The 17,954-nt window shown below is 68.1% G+C and carries 17 protein-coding genes; 10 read left to right on the top strand and 7 right to left on the bottom strand.

The genetic code is table 11. From position 1 onward, the window contains the following. Positions 1–149: 149 nt before the first annotated feature. Together DJ75_RS02025 and DJ75_RS02020 are read left to right on the top strand one after the other, a co-directional pair. On the top strand, positions 150–1,808 hold the full coding sequence (locus DJ75_RS02025; protein ID WP_094522209.1) for a DUF255 domain-containing protein: 1,659 nt from the start codon (positions 150–152) through the stop codon (positions 1,806–1,808). Positions 1,809–1,951: 143 nt separating this feature from the next. Next, the gene (locus DJ75_RS02020) at positions 1,952–2,758 is read left to right on the top strand and encodes a TrmB family transcriptional regulator (protein WP_094522208.1); all 807 of its coding nucleotides are present in this window, start codon (positions 1,952–1,954) and stop codon (positions 2,756–2,758) included. Between the two features lie 141 nt (positions 2,759–2,899). Here DJ75_RS02020 and DJ75_RS02015 read toward each other — a convergent pair whose 3' ends face one another. Together DJ75_RS02015 and mptA are read right to left on the bottom strand one after the other, a co-directional pair. Beyond that, entirely contained in the window at positions 2,900–3,106 is a 207-nt protein-coding gene (locus DJ75_RS02015; RefSeq protein WP_094522207.1) for a cold-shock protein, read from the bottom strand. A 178-nt stretch (positions 3,107–3,284) separates the two neighbouring features. After that, the gene (gene mptA / locus DJ75_RS02010) at positions 3,285–4,214 is read right to left on the bottom strand and encodes a GTP cyclohydrolase MptA (RefSeq protein WP_094522206.1); all 930 of its coding nucleotides are present in this window, start codon (positions 4,212–4,214) and stop codon (positions 3,285–3,287) included. A 281-nt stretch (positions 4,215–4,495) separates the two neighbouring features. On the opposite strand from mptA, the gene DJ75_RS02005 reads away from it, so the two are divergent. From DJ75_RS02005 to DJ75_RS01985, 5 genes are all read left to right on the top strand, one after another. Further along, the gene (locus tag DJ75_RS02005) at positions 4,496–4,789 is read left to right on the top strand and encodes a 50S ribosomal protein L21e (protein WP_094522205.1); all 294 of its coding nucleotides are present in this window, start codon (positions 4,496–4,498) and stop codon (positions 4,787–4,789) included. A 1-nt stretch (position 4,790) separates the two neighbouring features. Next, positions 4,791–5,147 carry an RNA polymerase Rpb4 family protein gene (locus tag DJ75_RS02000; RefSeq protein WP_094522204.1) on the top strand — a complete coding sequence of 119 codons (357 nt, stop codon included), beginning with the start codon at positions 4,791–4,793 and terminating at the stop codon, positions 5,145–5,147. 427 nt (positions 5,148–5,574) lie between these two features. After that, positions 5,575–6,417 (top strand): translation initiation factor eIF-2B, encoded by an 843-nt coding sequence (locus DJ75_RS01995; protein ID WP_094522203.1) that lies wholly within the window; start codon positions 5,575–5,577, stop codon positions 6,415–6,417. A gap of 145 nt (positions 6,418–6,562) precedes the next feature. After that, the gene (locus DJ75_RS01990; protein WP_094522202.1) at positions 6,563–7,516 is read left to right on the top strand and encodes a hypothetical protein; all 954 of its coding nucleotides are present in this window, start codon (positions 6,563–6,565) and stop codon (positions 7,514–7,516) included. Between the two features lie 257 nt (positions 7,517–7,773). Continuing rightward, positions 7,774–8,019 (top strand): HalOD1 output domain-containing protein, encoded by a 246-nt coding sequence (locus DJ75_RS01985; protein ID WP_094522201.1) that lies wholly within the window; start codon positions 7,774–7,776, stop codon positions 8,017–8,019. 31 nt (positions 8,020–8,050) lie between these two features. On the opposite strand, the gene wecB is transcribed toward DJ75_RS01985, so the two are convergent. Further along, on the bottom strand, positions 8,051–9,154 hold the full coding sequence (gene wecB, locus DJ75_RS01980) for a non-hydrolyzing UDP-N-acetylglucosamine 2-epimerase (protein ID WP_094522200.1): 1,104 nt from the start codon (positions 9,152–9,154) through the stop codon (positions 8,051–8,053). Beyond that, the gene (locus DJ75_RS01975; RefSeq protein ID WP_094522232.1) at positions 9,151–10,257 is read right to left on the bottom strand and encodes a glycosyltransferase family 2 protein; all 1,107 of its coding nucleotides are present in this window, start codon (positions 10,255–10,257) and stop codon (positions 9,151–9,153) included. The genes wecB and DJ75_RS01975 overlap by 4 nt, the downstream gene beginning before the upstream one ends. Before the next feature lie 611 nt (positions 10,258–10,868). Between DJ75_RS01975 and DJ75_RS01970 the strand changes: the two genes are divergently transcribed. Beyond that, on the top strand, positions 10,869–11,381 hold the full coding sequence (locus DJ75_RS01970) for a hypothetical protein (RefSeq protein ID WP_094522199.1): 513 nt from the start codon (positions 10,869–10,871) through the stop codon (positions 11,379–11,381). Between the two features lie 14 nt (positions 11,382–11,395). Here the strand turns inward: DJ75_RS01970 and DJ75_RS01965 are convergent, their stop codons facing one another. From DJ75_RS01965 to DJ75_RS01955, 3 genes are all read right to left on the bottom strand, one after another. Further along, positions 11,396–11,842, bottom strand: a complete 447-nt coding sequence (locus DJ75_RS01965) for a hypothetical protein (protein ID WP_249269061.1) — start codon at positions 11,840–11,842, stop codon at positions 11,396–11,398. A 494-nt stretch (positions 11,843–12,336) separates the two neighbouring features. Next, complete coding sequence (gene glmS, locus DJ75_RS01960; RefSeq protein WP_094522197.1) at positions 12,337–14,148, bottom strand: glutamine--fructose-6-phosphate transaminase (isomerizing); 1,812 nt, start codon at positions 14,146–14,148, stop codon at positions 12,337–12,339. Then, positions 14,148–15,326 (bottom strand): sugar phosphate nucleotidyltransferase, encoded by a 1,179-nt coding sequence (locus tag DJ75_RS01955; RefSeq protein ID WP_094522196.1) that lies wholly within the window; start codon positions 15,324–15,326, stop codon positions 14,148–14,150. Before DJ75_RS01955 ends, glmS begins: the two co-directional genes overlap by 1 nt. 727 nt (positions 15,327–16,053) lie before the next feature. Between DJ75_RS01955 and DJ75_RS18835 the strand changes: the two genes are divergently transcribed. Further along, positions 16,054–16,185 carry a glycosyltransferase gene (locus DJ75_RS18835; RefSeq protein WP_217900324.1) on the top strand — a complete coding sequence of 44 codons (132 nt, stop codon included), beginning with the start codon at positions 16,054–16,056 and terminating at the stop codon, positions 16,183–16,185. 23 nt (positions 16,186–16,208) lie between these two features. Then, the gene (locus tag DJ75_RS01950; protein WP_217900325.1) at positions 16,209–16,577 is read left to right on the top strand and encodes a hypothetical protein; all 369 of its coding nucleotides are present in this window, start codon (positions 16,209–16,211) and stop codon (positions 16,575–16,577) included. Positions 16,578–17,954: the final 1,377 nt, after the last annotated feature.

Here is a 17,954-nt window from a genome sequence, read left to right as displayed (position 1 = left end):
CGAGGCGTCGCCCTCCAGACGCACCGAACCGTCCGACCACGCCCTCCCTCCCTCCCGCGCCGTCATTTGACTGCCGTCATCGCGTTCGCCGCCGTCGGCCTCCCGTCCGGTCTCGAAGCGCTTACCCACGGGCCGACCCGACCTCTCGTATGACCGACGAGACGCACGTCGAGTGGCGCGACTGGGGGCCCGAGGCGTTCGCCGAAGCCGACGAGCGGGACTGTCCGGTGCTCCTCTCGCTGTCCGCCACCTGGTGTGAGGGCTGTCACGAGATGGACGCCGTCACGTACGCCGAGCCCCGGATCGCCGCCAACGTCAACGAGGGGTTCGTCCCGGTCCGCGTCGACGTCGACCGTCTCCCGCGCGTGCGAGAGCGGTACAACATGGGCGGGTTTCCGACCACGGCGTTCCTCACGCCCGACGGCGAACTGCTCACCGGCGCGGGCTACCTCGACGTCGACGGGATGCGGCAGGTGCTGGAGTCCGTCCGCCAGATGTGGGCCGATAAGGGGCGCTCGGGGGGGAGAGTGCCGCGCGCGCTCGACGCCGACCTCCCGCCCCGCGGGGAGCTGACCGACGCGATCGAGAGCCACCTCGCCGGGCAGGTGGAGGTGAAGTACGACGAGGAGCACGCCGGCTGGGGGACGGACGCGAAGTTCCCGCTTCCCCGCACCGTCGAGTTCGCGCTGAAGCGCGACCGCGATCGCGCCCTCCGGACGCTCGACGCGGTGCGCGACCACCTCGCCGACGACGTCGCCGGCGGCTTCTTCCGGTTCGCCGGGACCCGCGACTGGAGCGACGTCGCCTACGAAAAGCCGATCGACACGAACGCGGCGGTCACGCGCGCGTTCGCGAACGCCTACCTCTACACTGGCGACGAGGCGTACCTGGGGCCCGCGACCGACGCGGTCGACTTCCTCACCGACGACCTCTGGACCGGCTACGGCGTCGGCGGGAGCCTCGGGCCCGGGCTCGGTCGCGCCTACTACGCCGCGCCCGCCGACGACCGCGCGGATCTCGACCCGCCCCGCCGCGACCTCACCGTCTTCGCGGGCGGGAACGCGCTCGCGGCCGACGGGCTGCTCGCGGTCGCCGCGTACACCGACGACGGGCGTGCCCGCGAGTACGCCGACCGGATCCTCGACGGTCTCGAACGCGACCTGATCGACGCCGACACCGGCGAGGTGACCCGCTACCGCGGCAGCGACGAGGTCGGCGAGTCGGACTTGCTCGACGACGTCGCTCGCGTCGTGAGCGCGTACGTGCGGGCGGCCGGCGTTCTCGGTGATGGAGCCGACGTCGCCCGCGCGGTCGCGGACCGAGCGATCGATCGACTTCACGTGGACGGCTCCTTCGTCGACGGACCGCGGTCGGGGCCGGGCCTGCTCGACCGCCCCTTCCGTCCCCTCGACGGCAACGTCGAGATGGCGACCGCGCTACTCGACTTGGCCGCGCTGACCGGCGAGGACCGCTACCGCGAGGTCGCCCGCGAGACCGCGGCGTCGTTCGCCGGGGCCACGGAGCGGCTTGGCATGCAGGTCGCCGGTTATGGGAGCCTCGTCGGGCGCCTGCTCCGCGGCACCACCGTTATCGCGGTCGGCGACGAGCCGGGGAGCGACCTCCACCGCGCGGCCTGGCGAGTCGCCGACCACGAGAAGGTTGTCGCCCCGAACGCCCACGCGGAGGGGTCGCTGGCGCCGCGGTCGGTCCCCGCGGGGTCGGCGCTTGTCGTCGCCGGCGACGCGGTCTCCGAGCCGGCGGAAACGCCGGACGAGTTGATGCGGCGAGTCGCCGAGACCGCGGAGTAGGACGCGGTATCCGTCGTTGTCGTCCGCCTTCGGTCGTCTGCGTCGATTCGATCGATCGTCCGGTAGCCGCGGAGCGCCGCTCACCACCGCACCCGCGTGTAAACGGGCGACGTGTTTATGTCAATGCCGCGTGATCGGATGGTATGGCATCTCTCCGGGATCTGGGGCTCTCCGAGTACGAGGCGCGCGCCTACCGCGCGCTGCTACGCACCGGGCCGACGACCGCGAAGGACCTCTCGCGGGCCAGCGAGGTCCCCATGGGACGCGTGTACGACGTGCTCAACAGCTTGGAGCAGCACAACCTCGTCCGGAGCCAGGCCGCCAGTCGGCCGAAGAAGTACGCGGCGGTCGAGCCCGACGCCGCGCTCGACCGCCTGCTCGACGAGAAGAAACGCGAGCTGGAGACGCAGGTGGAGCAGTACGAGGAGGTGGTCGCGGACCTCTCGACGGAGCTCGACGCGGGGGAGCCGGTGGACGGCCAGTTCTGGACCGCGGCCGTCGGCGCGGAGGAGGCGACGGACCTCCTCTTAGAGCGGATCGCGGCCGCCGAGCGCCGGATGGTCGTCGTCGTCGGGGCGCCCGCGACCGGCTTCGACCTCGGCACGATCGGCGAACAGGTGGCCGCCGAGTTGGAGTCGGCACTGGAGCGTGGCGTCGAGATACGGGTGTTGCTGTCGCCGGAGACGGTCGATGCGCTGCCGCGGAGCGTCGGTCGGCGGTACACCGCGGAGCTCTCCGACATGGAGGGGTTCGAGGTCCGAACGACCGCGGGCGTCGACGGCACGTTCAACGTGTTCGACGGGATCGAGGTGTGCATCGAGGTGCCGCACCCGCTCTCGGGGGACGAGCCGTTCGCGATGATCGACGTGAAGGACGCGGAGTTCGCGACGAGCGTGAGCGAGGAGTTCGAGCCGCGGTGGGCGGAGTCGGATCCGCTGTCGTTCGGGTGAGTCGGCTCTACTCACGACTCACCGACGCACTCTGATCTAGCTCCGGTCAATACAACACGGACAGCGACCGCTGACTAGGCGTGTGAGCGTCTGGAAAAACAGACTTCCGGCCATCGCTGCAAACGAGGGCAGAAGTAGTCGTTAGTTGCGGACGAGGTTCGTCGCGCGAGGTCCCTTGGGGGACGATTCGATGTCGAACTCGATCTCCTGACCCTCTTCGAGGTCCGGACCGCCAACATCCTCCATGTGGAAGAACACGTCCTCGTCGTCGTCGAGATCGCCGTCGTCAGTCGAAATGAAACCGTAGCCGCCAGTATCGTTGAAGAAATCAACTTTTCCGTTTGCCATTGCAATCAAACGTACAGTCCTTTGGGGCATAACGCTTCCGAACGTCACGGTACCACGGCTCTCGATTTACCTCGTACTTTTCAGTGATCAACTGTTTCGGACGAAACGCGTCCGAAGAAGGGGAGCGCAGCAGAGCCGGGACCCCATGACCGTTCCGCGAGCGAGGGCCAGTCCGCGCCTACCGCGCGTTTAGCTCGGCCCGCAGGTTGCCCATCGTGACCTCGCGCTCGGCGTGGGCGTTGTGCTGGTGGATCGACTCGTCGTTCGACTGCTTCATGCGGACCACGGCGTCGTCCGGGAGGTGGTCGAACTCCTCGACCGTCCCCTCGGCGAGCGCGCGGACGCAGTCCTCGACGAACTTCGCGTCGGCGTGGGCCTCGTAGGTCATGTGGTCCTCGTCGGGGCGCTTCGCCATGTTGTAGATCCGCGCGCTCATCGAGTCGCGGGCGACGTCGATCAGGTCGCGGAGGTCGAGGTCGGGGTGGCCGTCGGTGGTGACGGTGAGCGTCGCGTGGCCGCGCTGAGAGTGGCCCGGCTGCGGGACGGCGTCGAGGAACTCCTCGGTCGTCTCCTCGTCGACGCCGAGGTCGGCGAGCTTCTCGCGGGCGCGAGACTCGCTCATCCCCTGCGAGCAGGGGCAGACGGTCATCCCGGTGACCTCCGCGCCGATCTCCTCGCGGGTGCCCGCCTCGGTCGCGGTCGCGCTGGCGACGATCGTAGACGTGCTCTGCGTCTCGATCCCGGACGCCGGCGTGTCCTCGCGGGTGACGAGCTCCGCGGTCATCGACACCTCGGCCGTGCTGGTGTAGTCGTGCTTCTCAAGGAGTCGCTCGGCGGCGTCCCCGCAGACGTCCTCGACGCGGTACGCCTCCTCGCGGGTGATCTCTTCGAGGATCTCGTCGACCGTCGCGAGGTTCCGAGACATGTCGATCCCCTTGCGTCCGCTCGGGAGGTCGACGAACACTTCGAACTCCGCCATGAGAACGATGGGGCGTTTGTCCCCGCGGGCGAGCTTGACGAGCTTCTCCACGCCGGTGACGCCGACCTGCGAGAGCCCGACGGTGACGTCGGGTGCCGACGCCTGCACGTCCGGCAACTGGTGACTCATTATAAACACGCTAGGGAACTCCCGGGATTAGCACTTTCGATAGGGGGTCTTCCATAGGGTACTTTTCGCGCCCGTCGCGGGGGTTTCGGAGCGTTTCGGACCCCCCGCTCTGTGGTCGCTGTCGCCGGGGGGTCGGAAGTGCTGTCGCCGGGGGATCCGAAGGCGGTCGTCGCCGTGAGATCCCCCGCTCGCGACGGCGCCACCGCCGTGTGGTACCCGCTCTCGGGCGGCGGCCGTAACGCACCATTTATACCTGCGGCAGCGGAACGTAGCCCAAGACCATGCCGAGTTCCAATGGGCCCCAGAAGGCGACCCGCGACAAGCTCTCGAACAAACCGCGCGACCGCGGCACGTCGCCGCCGCAGCGAGCCATCCAGGAGTTCGAGTCGGGCTCGCAGGTCCACCTCAAGATCGACCCCAGCGTGCAGGAGGGTCGCTTCCACCCGCGCTTCGACGGCCGGACCGGCACCGTCGTGGGCAAGCAGGGCGCCGCGTTCAAAGTCGAGATTTCGGACGGCGGGAAGACGAAGACGCTCATCGTCCGCGCCGCCCACATGAGCGCCCAGCAGAACTGAGATGACGATCTTCAAAGAGAAGGTCGACGAGGAGTACGTCACCGTCTCCGAGGCGAAGGAGGTCCTCGTGGACATCGAGGCGGAGCGCGCCCAGGACGAGGAACGCGACCTCCGCTACGAGCTCGCTCGCGCGATCGAGCACGTCAACCGGTTCGCCCGGCTCGACGCCGAGGAGTCCCGCGAGCTCGTCGAGGAGCTGACGGAACTGGAGCAGATCGACGTCCCCACCGCCGTGAAGATCGCCGACCTCCTCCCCGAAGACCGCACCGAGCTGCGCTCGGTGTTCGCCCAGGAGCGCTACTCGCTCGACGGCGACGAGCTCGACGACGTGCTCAACATCGTCGCGAAGTACGCCTGAGACGTCGCGGAGCACGTCGTTTCGGATTCGGCCCCCTTCGATCGTCGGAACTTCTTCAAACCACCAGCCGCTCGCTTATAAGCAGTTGTCTGTGTTCCAACTGTGAACACTTCCAAAGTCCCAGCCGCGAGGCGCTTCGCGCCTCTGGCAGCCGGCGACGGAGCCGCCGGCGACTGCCCCTTTGAGTCCTCCCCGACCGCGACCGCACCCAGCCTCATACCTCCCCAGCCTCGTCGGCCGGCGCTTACGAGCGCCGGCCGACTCCCTCGCGCGTGCTCCTCGCGGGCCGGTGGCCCGCTCGCAGGCACGCGCCACCGCACTTGTCTGTGATGGAACACGCCGATCTCGTCGCCAGTCGGATCCGCTCGCTCGGATCGACCGACGAAACCCCGGAACCCCTTTGAACGGCCGCGACGACGGTATCTGTATGATTGACGAGACCGTCGCCGAGATCCGGGCGATGCGGACTCACAGCACGTCGGCGGTGGCCGTGAAGGCGACGCGCGCGCTCGCGGAACTGCTCGACCGCGAGTACGTGACGGTCGACGAGTTCGAGCGCGACCTCGAACACAACGCGGGCGTGCTTCGCCGGTCGAACCCCTCTCACGCCGCGCTTCACAACGCGATGCGCGACGTCGAGCGCTCCATCATCGGCGAGCCGACCAGCGTCGAGGACGCCAAACAGCTGCTGCAGGAGACCATCGACCGCGTCGCCGACGACATCGAGACGGCGAAGGGGGAGGCCGCCGCCAACGCGGCCGAACGCATCGAGGACGGCGACACGCTGTTGGTCCACGACTACTCGACGACGGTGCTGGAGTCCATCGAGGACGCCGCCCGCGACGGCGCGCACCTGACCGTCTACGTCACGGAGGCGCGCCCGCGCACGCTCGGCCGCAAGACGGCGCGCGTCCTCGCTGGGATACCCCGCGTCGACGTCCACATGGTCGTCGACAGCGCGATGGGGTACGCCCTGCGCGACTGCGACCGCGTCCTCCTCGGGATCACCTGCATCACCGGCGGCACCTACTACAACCGGATCGGAACGTTCCCCGTGGTCGTCACCGCGCGCGAGCTCGAGGTGCCGGTGACCGCGGTCGGCTCGGGCGCGAAGACGATCGAGGAGTTCCGGTTCGAGAACGAGTTCCGCGACGCCGTCGAGGTGATGCGCGAACCCGTCGAGGACGTCGAGATCGAGAACCCGAGCTACGACGCCACCCCGATCGGGATGATCGACACCGTGATCACCGACGACGGCGTCGTCGAGTAGCCGGACCGTCCGCTTCTCGGGACCGCTTCCGACGCGCCTTACCCCTCGTCAGGTGAGCCCGATCAGCAGCGGCGCGAGGGATCGTCTTCTTTCCGCCGTGAATCGGACGTAAGTGCTTTGTGTGTGCACCGTGTTAACGGATCCAATGAGCGTGTATTCGGGCTCCGCCAACGCCTTCCGGATCCCCAGCGCGGACCCGGCGGCGACGGGGGAGTGCACGACCCTCTCGTGTGAAGTCGGCGCGGCGGCGACCGAGCCGACCGTCGTCGTCGGGGCGGTCGTCGTCGGGCTCGCGGCGTTCCTCGCGTTCGCGTACGTCCGCGAGGCGGCCGACGCCGGCCAGCACGAGCAGCGGCGCGTCCTCGCGGAGCGCGACGCGTTCGAGGAGTTCGCTGACCGCGTCTCCGCGCTCGATCCGGCGCCGACCGGATCGACGCCGTCGGGATTCGACGGACAGATGGCGGCGGTTCGCACGGTCGACCGCGCCGACGGTGACGTCAAACTCAGGCGCGTGCTGGCGGCGTACCGCGACACGGTGATGTCGGTGCCGCATTACAGGGAGGAGTACGACGAGACGGTCCCGGAGAGCCTCGCAGCGGAGCTGGGTCCCGACACGGCGACGGCGCTGGCGTCGAACGGCACCCTGTCCGAGGCGGCGCAGTCGGCGCTCGTCAGTCGGAGCCGACACGCGGCCGACGCGCGCTCCTCGCTCGCCGAGGCGATCGGCGAGGAGATCGAGGCGTTGCGGTCGTTCGAGAACGACCTCTCCTGCGTCGACCGCCGCCGCCGCCGGCTCCTCGAACACCTCGACGGGGTCTCCGGGGCCGGCACCGACGCGGCGATCGACGTCTGGAGGCGGCTCGAAGAGCTCGAACGCGAGTGCGACGGGATCGCCGCCGAGCGACAGGAGGCGCTCACGGACCCGCCCATGACGCCGGACTCCGCGGTCGACGTCGACGGGGAGCACGCCTTCTACGAGTACCTGTACGAGCCGACGGACGGGCCTCGCTACCCCGTGTTGGCGCAGGTCTCCGAGCTCGCGGAGCGGATACGCTCGGACCGGGACGGCGTCGCGAGCCGGCTGGCTGGCGGGCGGTAGGCCGGGCGGTCGGAACGGAGTGCGGGCAGACGGTTAGTCGGGCGAACCGAGAGCGGTGCTCCGGACGGGCGACGCTCCGAACGGGCGGCGCCCCAGATGGACGGCGCCCGCGACGGGGGCGACGCGGCCGACGTGCCCGTCCCGACGTTGCGCCACTGCTTGACGTGATACTACGTGTGTAGTGCACGCTCGATTGACATGCCATACACGTCGACACAACGGAGATGCCCCCGTAGCCGTTGCATACATCCACGCACATGACACCGGACATCGTCGACACCCTCTGCTGGAATATCGTTACGACCGTCGCGGACGAACGCGGTATCGAACCCGAACGGATCGACGACCGACTGTACGACGTCCTCGACGTCGAATCGCTCGCGCGCCTCGTCGAGCAGGCCCAACGCAGCGACTCGATGGACCTCTCCGTCTCCTTCCGGATGGCCGGCTGCTTCGTCACCGTGACCGGGGACCGAACCGTCCGGGCGAGCGCTCCGAGCTAACCCGCGACCGGAACCGAACGCCGGACCGCTCTCACCGGACTATCTCCCCGCGTTCCGCGTCCACGGGAAGCGCGCCGAGGACGCGCTCCGCGGCCCCGCCGGTCCCGTAGGGGTTCTCCCACTCGCCGTCCGACTCGAGCGCCTCGGTCACCGAACGGCAGACGCCGTCGGGATCGCGCGCACCGAGCCGATTCGCGCCAACCTCCGTCGTCTCCGACCGCTCGGTGGCGTTCTGCACGGTCACGCACGGGGTCCCGAGGATACACGCCTCCTCCTGCACGCAACTCGAGTCCGTGACGACGGCCGCGGACGCCGACAGGAGCCGCACGAACGCGGCGTATCGCCGCGGCTCGACGGTCCGAACCGGGGCGGGTCCGTCGGGGACGACCTCCCCTGAGCGCTCGCGAGCACGCGGACGAACCGGACGGACGACCTCCAAGCCGTGGGCGCTCCCGGCACGGGCGGCGCCGTCGAGAACCGCACGGAAGCGCCCCGGGTCGTCGGCGTTCCCCCGCCGGCGGACGTCGACGAGAAGGAACCCGCCCGCTCGGATCCCGAACTCGTCGAGTACCTCGCGCTCCGGGCGCGAGCGGTCGCGGACGCGTTCGAGGGCGTCGACCGCCGTGCTCCCGGTGACGGTGATCCGCAGCTCCGTGACGCCCTCGCGGACGAGATACCACCGGGCCTTCTCCGTCGTGGCGAACAGGTAATCGGCGACGTGATCCGCGATCACTCTGTTCGTCTCCGCCGGCGCCGACCGGTCGAAGCTCCGGAGCCCGGCCTCGACGTGGGCGACCTTCGGACGCATCTTGCTCGCGGCGACCGCGCCGGCCAGGGCGCTGTTCGTGTCCCCGTGCACGACCGCGACCGCCGGGTCGGTCTCCGCGAGCGCCCGCTCGATCGCGGCCAGCATCGTCCCGGTCTGTCTCCCGTGCGGGCCCGAGCCGACGTCGAGCGCGATATCGGGGCTCGGGACGTCGAACCCGTCGAACACCGACCGTTCGAGCGTCTCGGCTCCGTGCTCTCCCGTGTGTATCACCGCGTGGTCCACGCCGCGTCGTTCGCACGCCCGGATCACGGGCGCGAGCCTGACCGCCTCGGACTCGGTGCCGAGCACGAACGCGACCTCCGTCATCGCCCGTCGGCCTCCGTGCCGTCGCCGGTCGTTCCGCCGTCGTGAGCCACGTCCAGTCCTCGGTCCTCGTTGGCGGCCCCGAAGCGACCGCTCCCGTCGATCCCGACCGAGCCGATGTCGTGAACCAGTCCCTCGTTTTCCGAGACGTCGAGCCACGTCCCGAATAACACCAACAGGAGTCCGAGGGTCGCGACGACGAACGACACCATTCCGCCGAGGAACGTGTCGACGCCGGCGCTCCACACGGAGTAGCCGCCGGCGGTGACGCCGGCGAGCAGCACGACCGCACCCAGCGAGTAGCACGCCGCCAGCGGATGGAACCGCCGGAGGACGTACGACCGGCCGATCCGGGTGAGGAAGTTCCGCGCGATCAGCGCCGAGAGGCGCGGGACGAACGTCGAGTATTGGATCGTGCTCCGCTCGTCGCCGTACCGCGCCGGGTGAGAGACGTCGGCGATCGGCTGCCGGTTCACGTTTAGCGCGAACAGGAGGTCGTTGAGGAAGCCGTACCGGTCGTACAGTCGGTCGAAGCGGACGATCTGGAGTCCCTCGTTTGAGATCGCCGTGAACCCGTTCTGCGGGTCGGACAGCTCCCAGTAGCCGCTCGAAACGCGCGTCAGCATGGTGAGCAGGAGGTTCCCGAACAGCCGCCAGCGCGACATCGAGGCGAAATCGCGGCTGGACCGGAGCCGGTTCCCCTTCGCGTACGTCACCTCGCCGGCCGCGACCGGCTCGATGAGCCGCTCGAGGTGTGCGGGGTCCATCTGACCGTCGCCGTCCATGACGGCGACCACGTCCATTCCGTCGTCGAGCGCGCGAGCGTAGCCCGTCTTCACCGCCGCGCCGGCCCCGCGATTCCGCTCGTGTCTGATCGGCACCACCCGGGTCTCCTCCCCGGTTCCGCCCGTCCCGTTTTGAGTCGCCGCCCGTTCGTTCCGGCGCCTTGCGTGTTCGCGTATCTCCTCCCACGTCTCGTCGGTCGACGCGTCGTCGATCGCGTAGATCCGGTCGACGTAGCGGGGGATCGTCTCGATCACCTCGCCGACGTGACCGCCCTCGTTGTACGCCGGGACGACGACCCCGACGGCGTTGCCGTCGTACATCGTCACTCTCGCCTCTCGACGCGGTCCGCGTATCGGTCCGCTCCGTGTCGGGGGGGCAGAGTCCGTCGGTTCCGCTTCGTTCGAAGCGTGCTAGTTGTCATTATCGGAGGCTTCGTATCGGTCCCCGGGTCGAGTCCGCGCTCGGATCCTCCCGGCGGCGCATACCACGACAAGACGCTGACACGGGCTTTGTTATACACTGCCTCACCCACCGGTATCGCCCGAATTCTCCCACGGTTCCGGTGCGGAGCCGCCCGCCGCGGCCCTCGCCGTCGACCGATCGTCGTTCGCCGCGTTTCCGTCGTCTTCGTCCGTTTCCCGGACGGTCACCCGCTGCGCGTGACGTGTCGATCCGCGATCGTTTCGGGACCGACGCTCGGCTCTGATCGCCTCGCTTCAGTCATCCGCTCGCGTCGATCCGGGGGACCGCTCGGAGTCGGGGGCCCGCTTCGCTCGTCGCCGTCTCGGCATAGAAGCGGGCAATCAGGCAGAGAATAGCGCCGATATGGGGGTGATAACAAACTAAGTATGGGTTGATCGGGTACCCATTCAGCCAAGCCAATCGCAGGAACCCTGTCCGTCGTCCGCGCGCGAAGCGGAGTTTTGAACCCATGGAGGAAATCACGAAAGACGAGGTGTTCGAGGTGTTGAGTAGTTCGCGGCGACGGCTGATCCTGTACCATCTCCACCGGCGCGGCGGCGAGGCGGTGCTGCGGGACCTCGCGAGCGACACGGCCGAGGCCGAGAGCGAGGACGAGGTCGACGACGACATCGTCAAGCGGTTCTACATCTCGCTGTACCAGACGCACGTTCCGAAGCTCGAGGAGGTCGGCCTGGTCAGGTACGACAGCGACACGAAGACGGTGTCGCTGACGGACCGGATCGAAGAGGTCGAAGCGATCCTAGAGACCGAGTCGGAGCCCGGCAGACGATGGCCGGTGTACTACGGAGCGCTCGCGATCGTCGGCAGCGCGCTCGCCGTCGTCCAGTTGGTAGGGATCGCCCCGCCGGTGACGAGCGTCGCGTTCGCCGCGGCGCTGCTGTTGCTCGCGGCGTTCCAGTACTACGAAACGGAAGTCAAACAGCGGGAGTACCACTTCCTCGCGCACCTCGTCAGCGACTGAGCCCGCGCTCGCGGTCAGCCCGCGTACTGCAGGGCGACGATCGCGAGGATGCCGACGACGCTGAGCAGCGTCCACGTCGCGGCGGGCACCGCGGCGAGCGGGCCGAGACCGACGGCGCCCGCCGTGACGAGGACGGTGACGCAGCCCGCAACGGCGGGGACCGCCCACGTCCGCTCCGTCTCCTCCGCGTCCTCCCGGTCGTCCTCGTCGAGGTCCATGTACTCCAACAGCTGCGCGACGGACGCCTGCAGCTCGATCGTCCCGCGGTTCTTGTCGTAGTCGATCACCCCGAGCGAGTCCATCTTCGGGAGGTGACACTGGTAGAGCCCGATGTAGACGCGCTTCCGCTGGTCCGAGGAGAGCTGCCGGACGGTGGTGTCGTTCTCCTCCGCAGCGATGTGCTCGGCGAGGTCGTTTAGCACCGACTCGCCGTCGTTCTCCCGTAGGAAATGGATAACCATCCGTCGCCGCCGGTTCTTCAACAGGTCGAATATTTCACCCTTGGTTAACTCCGCGCCGTCCGAGCGCGACGTCTTTCCGATGTCGTCGAGGTTAGCGACGTCCGCTTCCGACGAATCGCGTTCTGTTCCCCCCGTCGGTTGGCTGCCGAGTGACCCTGATTTTCCCGCTGACATCGACAAACGTTACGCATACACCTATCTTAGATATACGGAAATTAATTCTCGATGACCTTACTCGTCGGTGTTATCTCGATATGAGAACGTCGACCGCGACTCGGATCGAATCCGGGTCCTGCTGACGTTTCCCCCGATTAAACTCGTTAACAACGTGTTAATACGCCGGTTGGCGGACCAATCCTCGTCGCTCGTGAGCGCGCGTCCGACCCTCGCGGGTCCGGCCGAGGGTCCACCGCGTGCGGATCGCGCGTTTCGGCCCGTGGACGGACCGCGCGTCGGCCCTCGCGGACGGACCGCGCGCTCGCCCGGCCACCGCCTCACTCGACCGTGACGCTCTTCGCGAGGTTCCGCGGCTTGTCGATGGCGCGCGAGAGCTCCTCGGCCGCCATGTACGACACTAACTGGAGCTGGACGTTCGCGAGGATACCGGCGACGTCCTGGTGCGTGTCCGGGATCCGAAGCACGTGGTCCGCGTAGTCGTCGATCTTCGCGTTGCTGTCGGCGCTCACGGCGATGATGGGCGCGTCGCGCGCGCTCACTTCCTTGGCGTTGTGCAGCGTCTTGGTGTCGTTCCGTCCCGTGAAGACGGCGAACACCGGCGTGTTCTCGGTGACGAGCGCGAGGGGACCGTGTTTGAGCTCGGCGGCCGAGAACCCCTCCGCGTGGTCGTACGTGATCTCCTTGAACTTCAGCGCGCCCTCGAGCGCCACCGGATGCGCGACTCCCCTCCCGATGAAGAAGTACGACTCGGCGTCCCGGTACGCGGCGGCGACGGACTCCGCGTCCGGCTCGTCGAGGATCTGCTGGACGTCGTCCGGCAGCGCCGCGAGCGAGCTGAGCAGCTTGCTCGACTCGCGCGGGCTCGCGCCGTTCGTGTCGTAGCTCAGCCGCTCGCTGAGCAGGATCAGCGTCGCCACCTGCGAGGAGAACGACTTCGTCGCGGCCACGCCGATCTCCGGGCCCGCGCGGATGTACACGGTGTGCTCGCACTCGCGCGTGATCGTGGACCCGACCACGTTCGTCAGGGCGAGCGTGCGGGCGCCCGTCCCCTGGATGCTCCGTATCGCCGAGAGCGTGTCGGCGGTCTCGCCGCTCTGCGTGACGGCGATGACGAGCGTGCTGTCGTCGACCGGCGGCGGGTTCGAGCCGTACTCTCCCGACAGGAACGCCTGCGCAGGCATCCCGCGGTCCGCGAGCAGCGTCGTCGCGTACACCGCCGCGTGGTGCGAGGTACCCATGGCGACGAGGTGGACCGACTCGACCCCGTCGAACGCGTCGTCCGGGAGCTCTTCGAACTCGACGTGGCCCTCCAGCGGATCCATGCGACCCCGGATCGTCTGTCGCAGCGCGGCCGGCTGCTCGTGGATCTCCTTCAGCATGTAGTGGTCGTACCCGCCCTTCCCGGCGTCGTTGGGGTCCCAGTCGACCGTCTCGAACGAGCGCTCCACGGGCTCCCCGTCCGTGTCGGTGATCGCGTGCCCGTCCGGGTGTATCGCGACCACGTCGCCGTCGCGGAGGTAGACCACCTCGTTGGTGTACTCGAGGAACGCCGGCACGTCGCTCGCGAGGTAGTACGCGTCGGACGCGCGGCCGAGCACGAGCGGCGACCCGCTTCGCGTGCCGAACACGGTGTCCGAGCCCTCGAACACCGCGGCGATGGCGTAGCTTCCCGAGAGGCGATCGATCGTCCGTCTGAACGCCTCCTCCGGGCCGTAGCCGGCCGAGCGGAACTCCTCTAAGAGGTGCGGGACGACCTCGGTGTCGGTGTCGCTCGTGAACTCGTGGGTGGACAACTCCGTCTTCAGTTCGGCGTAGTTGTCGATGATCCCGTTGTGGACGACCGCGACCCGATCGAGGCAGTCGGTGTGGGGGTGCGCGTTCGCGTCGGTCGGCGGCCCGTGCGTGGACCACCGGGTGTGTCCGATCCCCGTCGCTCCGCGGACGGCCGACCGGTCGACGGCGTCGCAGAGGACGTCCATCTTGCCCTCGTGTTTCACCACGTCGATCCCGTCGGCCGTCACGGTGGCGACCCCCGCGGAGTCGTAGCCGCGGTACTCCAGGTTCTGGAGCCCGGTGAGGAGCTCCGCGATCGCGGGCCCCTCGCCGACGCGGGCGGTGATTCCGCACATTACGCCACCACCTCCGCGTTCTCGGGGACGTCGCGACGGAGCGCGATACCCGGCGCGACCGTCCCGCGCGGCCCGATCCGACAGCCCGGGGTGATCGTGACGTTGGCGCCGACGGTGGCGCGGTCCGCGACGACGCCCCCGAGCCGACGGTCCGCGTACTCGACCCCGTCGACGACGAGCGTGGCCGAGCGCCCCGGCGATACCGTCCCGTCGCCGATAGTCGCGCCGCCGCCGACGATGGTGTCTCGGAGCAGCGCGTTCGCGCCGACGCGGGAGTCGGGCCCGACGATCGACCCCTCGATCACCGCGTTCTCGCCGACGATCGTACTGGAGAGGAGACAGGTGCCGCCCTTCACGACGGCGCCGGCCGACACCTTGCAGTCCGGTCCGATCAGCACGTTCTCGCCGACGACGGCCGACTCGTGGACCCGCGCCGACTCCTTCACCTGTTCGGTGACGCCGGCGAGCGTCGGATGGGCGTAGAGGATCCGCTCGTTCGTTCGGAGGAGCTCCCACGGGTAGGAGGGGTCGAACCAGACGCCGTTCGGGGTCGCGGCGATCGCGGGACCGTCCAGCTCGGCGATCGCGCCGGTCAGCGGACGTTCTCCGTCCTCGTACTCCGTCCGGTCGAGCGCGTCGAACACCGATTGGTCGAACGCGTACACGCCGGCGTTGATCCGCGCCGACGCGCCGTCGCCGTGCTCGTCGATCCGATCGACGACCCCGTCTTTCACGCCCACCGTGCCGTACTCGCCGGTTCGGTCGGACGTGACGACCGCGAGGCAGGCGGCGGCGTCCGACTCCGCGTACCGGTCGGCGGTGACCCGCACCATCGTCTCGTCGATGACGTTGTCTCCGTTCACCACGAGGAACTCCCCGTCGACGCGGTCGGCCGCGGCCTCCAGCGCGTGCCCGCTCCCCAGCTGCGTCGACTGCGTGACGTAGGTGAGGTCGACCCCGCGGTAGGAGTTCTCGAACCGGTTCTGGATCCGGTTCCGCCCGTGGCCGACCACGAGGACGACGTGGTCGACGCCGCTGTCGACCACGGCGTCGAGCGGGTACTCCAGTATCGGCCGCCCGGCGACCCGGAGCATCGGCTTCGGCTGGTAGCGAGTGAGCGGCCTGACGCGCCGCCCCTCCCCGGCCGCGAGGACGACCGCCTGTTCGAGGGCGCTCATCGCTTCACTCCTGCGGCGCGTGCCGGTGCCCGACGAACGGGGCCGCCGGCGCGACGGACAACGCCGCTGACGCACACGTCTGACTGCGCTTTCGCCCCGTGGAGGACGTCTCTATCCATGCCCACCCTTGTCACACGGGCGACCATTGTAATGCGGAACCTTTCGCGACCGAACGCGCGGGACGGCGGGACTCGGGAACGCCGACTGACCGTTATGACTGTCCTACCGCGGCCACCGTCTCGAACCCCTCTCGGCGACGGAACGGTCGTAATCGCGTGGTCCCGGCGACGACAGCGACGCGGTGTCGACGGCGTGCGCCTCGTACGACAAGGCCGCAGTGTCGGCGGGCCCCGCGTCACCGTCACGGAAGGCGAAAGTCGTCGGCGTCGGTCGAGACGATCGACCGCCCGCCGTCGGCAACTCCGCGAACCGAACGCCGGCCGTCGGTCGGTGCGATCCGGCGCGATCGGTTCGCGACCGGTCAGGCGCGTTCGCAGGACTGAGTATCCGGGGTTCGGATCGGTAAACGTCGTAATCGGGGTTCGGATCGGTACACCGCCGATCCGAGAGCCGCCGGAATCCGTTGTGGACGGCCGCTCGCTCACGAAATCGAATTATATCACTGTTACCCTCGGGTTGGTCTGAAAAAGAACATATTAATTCGAAGTTTACGGTTTCTAACAAACTACTCGACTTCTAAATGCGAAATATGGCTCCGAAAATTTCGGTGATTATCCCCACCTATTACCGGAACGATGTCCTTCCGGAAGCAATCGAAAGCGCGCTGAGCCAGGAGTACAAGCCGGTCGAGGTGATCGTCGTCGACGACTCGGGGAAGGAGCCGCAGAGCCGCTCATAGAACAGTACGACGAAGTTCGGGGCGTGATCCGCGAGGAGAACGGCAACTGGAAGGCGGCGTTGACGACCGGCATCAGGTCGTCGACGGGTGAGTCCGTCCAGTTCCTCGACGACGACGACGACAGGCTCTTGGAGGGAAAACTGACGAGGACGGCAGCGGTGCTTCGGGAGAGCCCGGAGGTCGGCGTCTCGTACTGTGGCGTCCTCAGGGGCGACGAGCGATGGTACCCGAAGCCCAACGTGTCCGGCGATTTCTTAGAGGAAGCGCTGGCCTTCCAGACGTTCCCGATGTGGACGGGATCGATGCTGATCGAGCGCGAGGTGTTACTCGACTGCCTCCCGCTCGCGGGAATGGGCGAAGACGACGACCTGTACAACCCACACACGATCTAGGCCGCCGACTTCGACGGCGACGGCCGACCGGACCTGCTCGTCGCCGAGATGGGACTGGACGGCGGGGAAGTCCCGCGGATGTTCGTCTACCGGAACAGGGAGAGGGGTTCGAGCGCGTCGAGATCGACCGCGGCGTCGCGAGGTACGAGGCGAAGGGGGTTGACGTCACTGGTGACGGTTCGCTCGACGTCGTCGGGTAATCGTACAGCCCGGACTGTCACGTCGACGTCTAGTATCGACGGTACTGATTCGCACGGCGGCCGCTCCGCGCAATCGGCCGAATGCGACCGCTGACAGCGGTTCAACCCGATATCTAAATCGCGTGTTCGACGCGGTATTCCGGTCGGAACGTCTCCGGATGTCCCCTCAGAGATCCACGTAGCCCAGATCAGATAGCCGATTCCGTACGACGGACCCGTCGATATCCTCGTTCTCTCTGGGCGGCTCCGATTCGATCCGGCGGCGGGTGCTTCCCTCGACGACGAACCACGGCAATACCCGCAGAGCGTCGACGTCCGTGTCCTAGGGGTGTCTGTACCGTTTCCCGTCCAGGGGAGCGATCCGCTCGCCGATCAGGTTGCCGTGGTCCGAGGTGACGACGATCCGCCCCTCGCTTCCGTCGACGAGCTACTCGACGTGGGGGAGGACCAACTCCAAGTTCTCGTCGTAGGCGGTTCGAACGGTCTCCTCGTCGAGTTCGCCCGCCGAGGCAAGAGTCCACACCGTCGGGTCGTCGCGGGAGGACTCGCCCTCCTCGACCAGCCGCTTCGTCCACTCGATCCCCGAGTGGGCATCGCTTCCCCGGTCTCTCCGAGAAACGGGTAGTGCGGCTGCTTGAAGTGGGTGAGGACGCGCTTGTCCGGATACGTCTCTCGCGCTCTCGTCGACGTGACTTCCGCACGAGCGTCTGCCCGCGGACGCGCTTCTCGCCGTCTAGCTGTCGGCCGCGCGCCTCCGCTCGCTCACCTACGAGTCGGGATGACAGAGATGCGTCTCACCGTCTAAACAGGGGCCCGGGCACATAACACTGATTTGTTGGCACACAAACTGGTTATTAACTCGCGACCGGGATCCCTGAGTTGATCGAAGCGCGCAGTGGTTATCAATCTAACGGGAGTTCGACGGCCGCGCGGAGACGCCGGGACCCTTGCGAAGGCGACCGCTCGAAGCGATTTCCGGCGGTACTCGGGACGACGATGCTGCACGCGTCGGAATCGCTGCCCCCGACGGTGGGAGGCCGCCTGCAGCCGCGGTGCTCCGTCCACGAGACGAGGGGCGCGTACGGCCGAAAGCCGGACCGTCGCGCTTCTCGTCCAGATCTGCGTACCGCTCCCGCGATTATGCGCGATATAGTATTCTGAACGCGGGGGGGGGGGG

The sequence above is a fragment of the Halorubrum sp. Eb13 genome (assembly GCF_002252895.1).
Classification (GTDB): Archaea; Halobacteriota; Halobacteria; order Halobacteriales; family Haloferacaceae; genus Halorubrum.
Note: the sequence above shows the minus strand (reverse complement) of the source record. Positions and strands in the feature narration are given on the sequence as shown.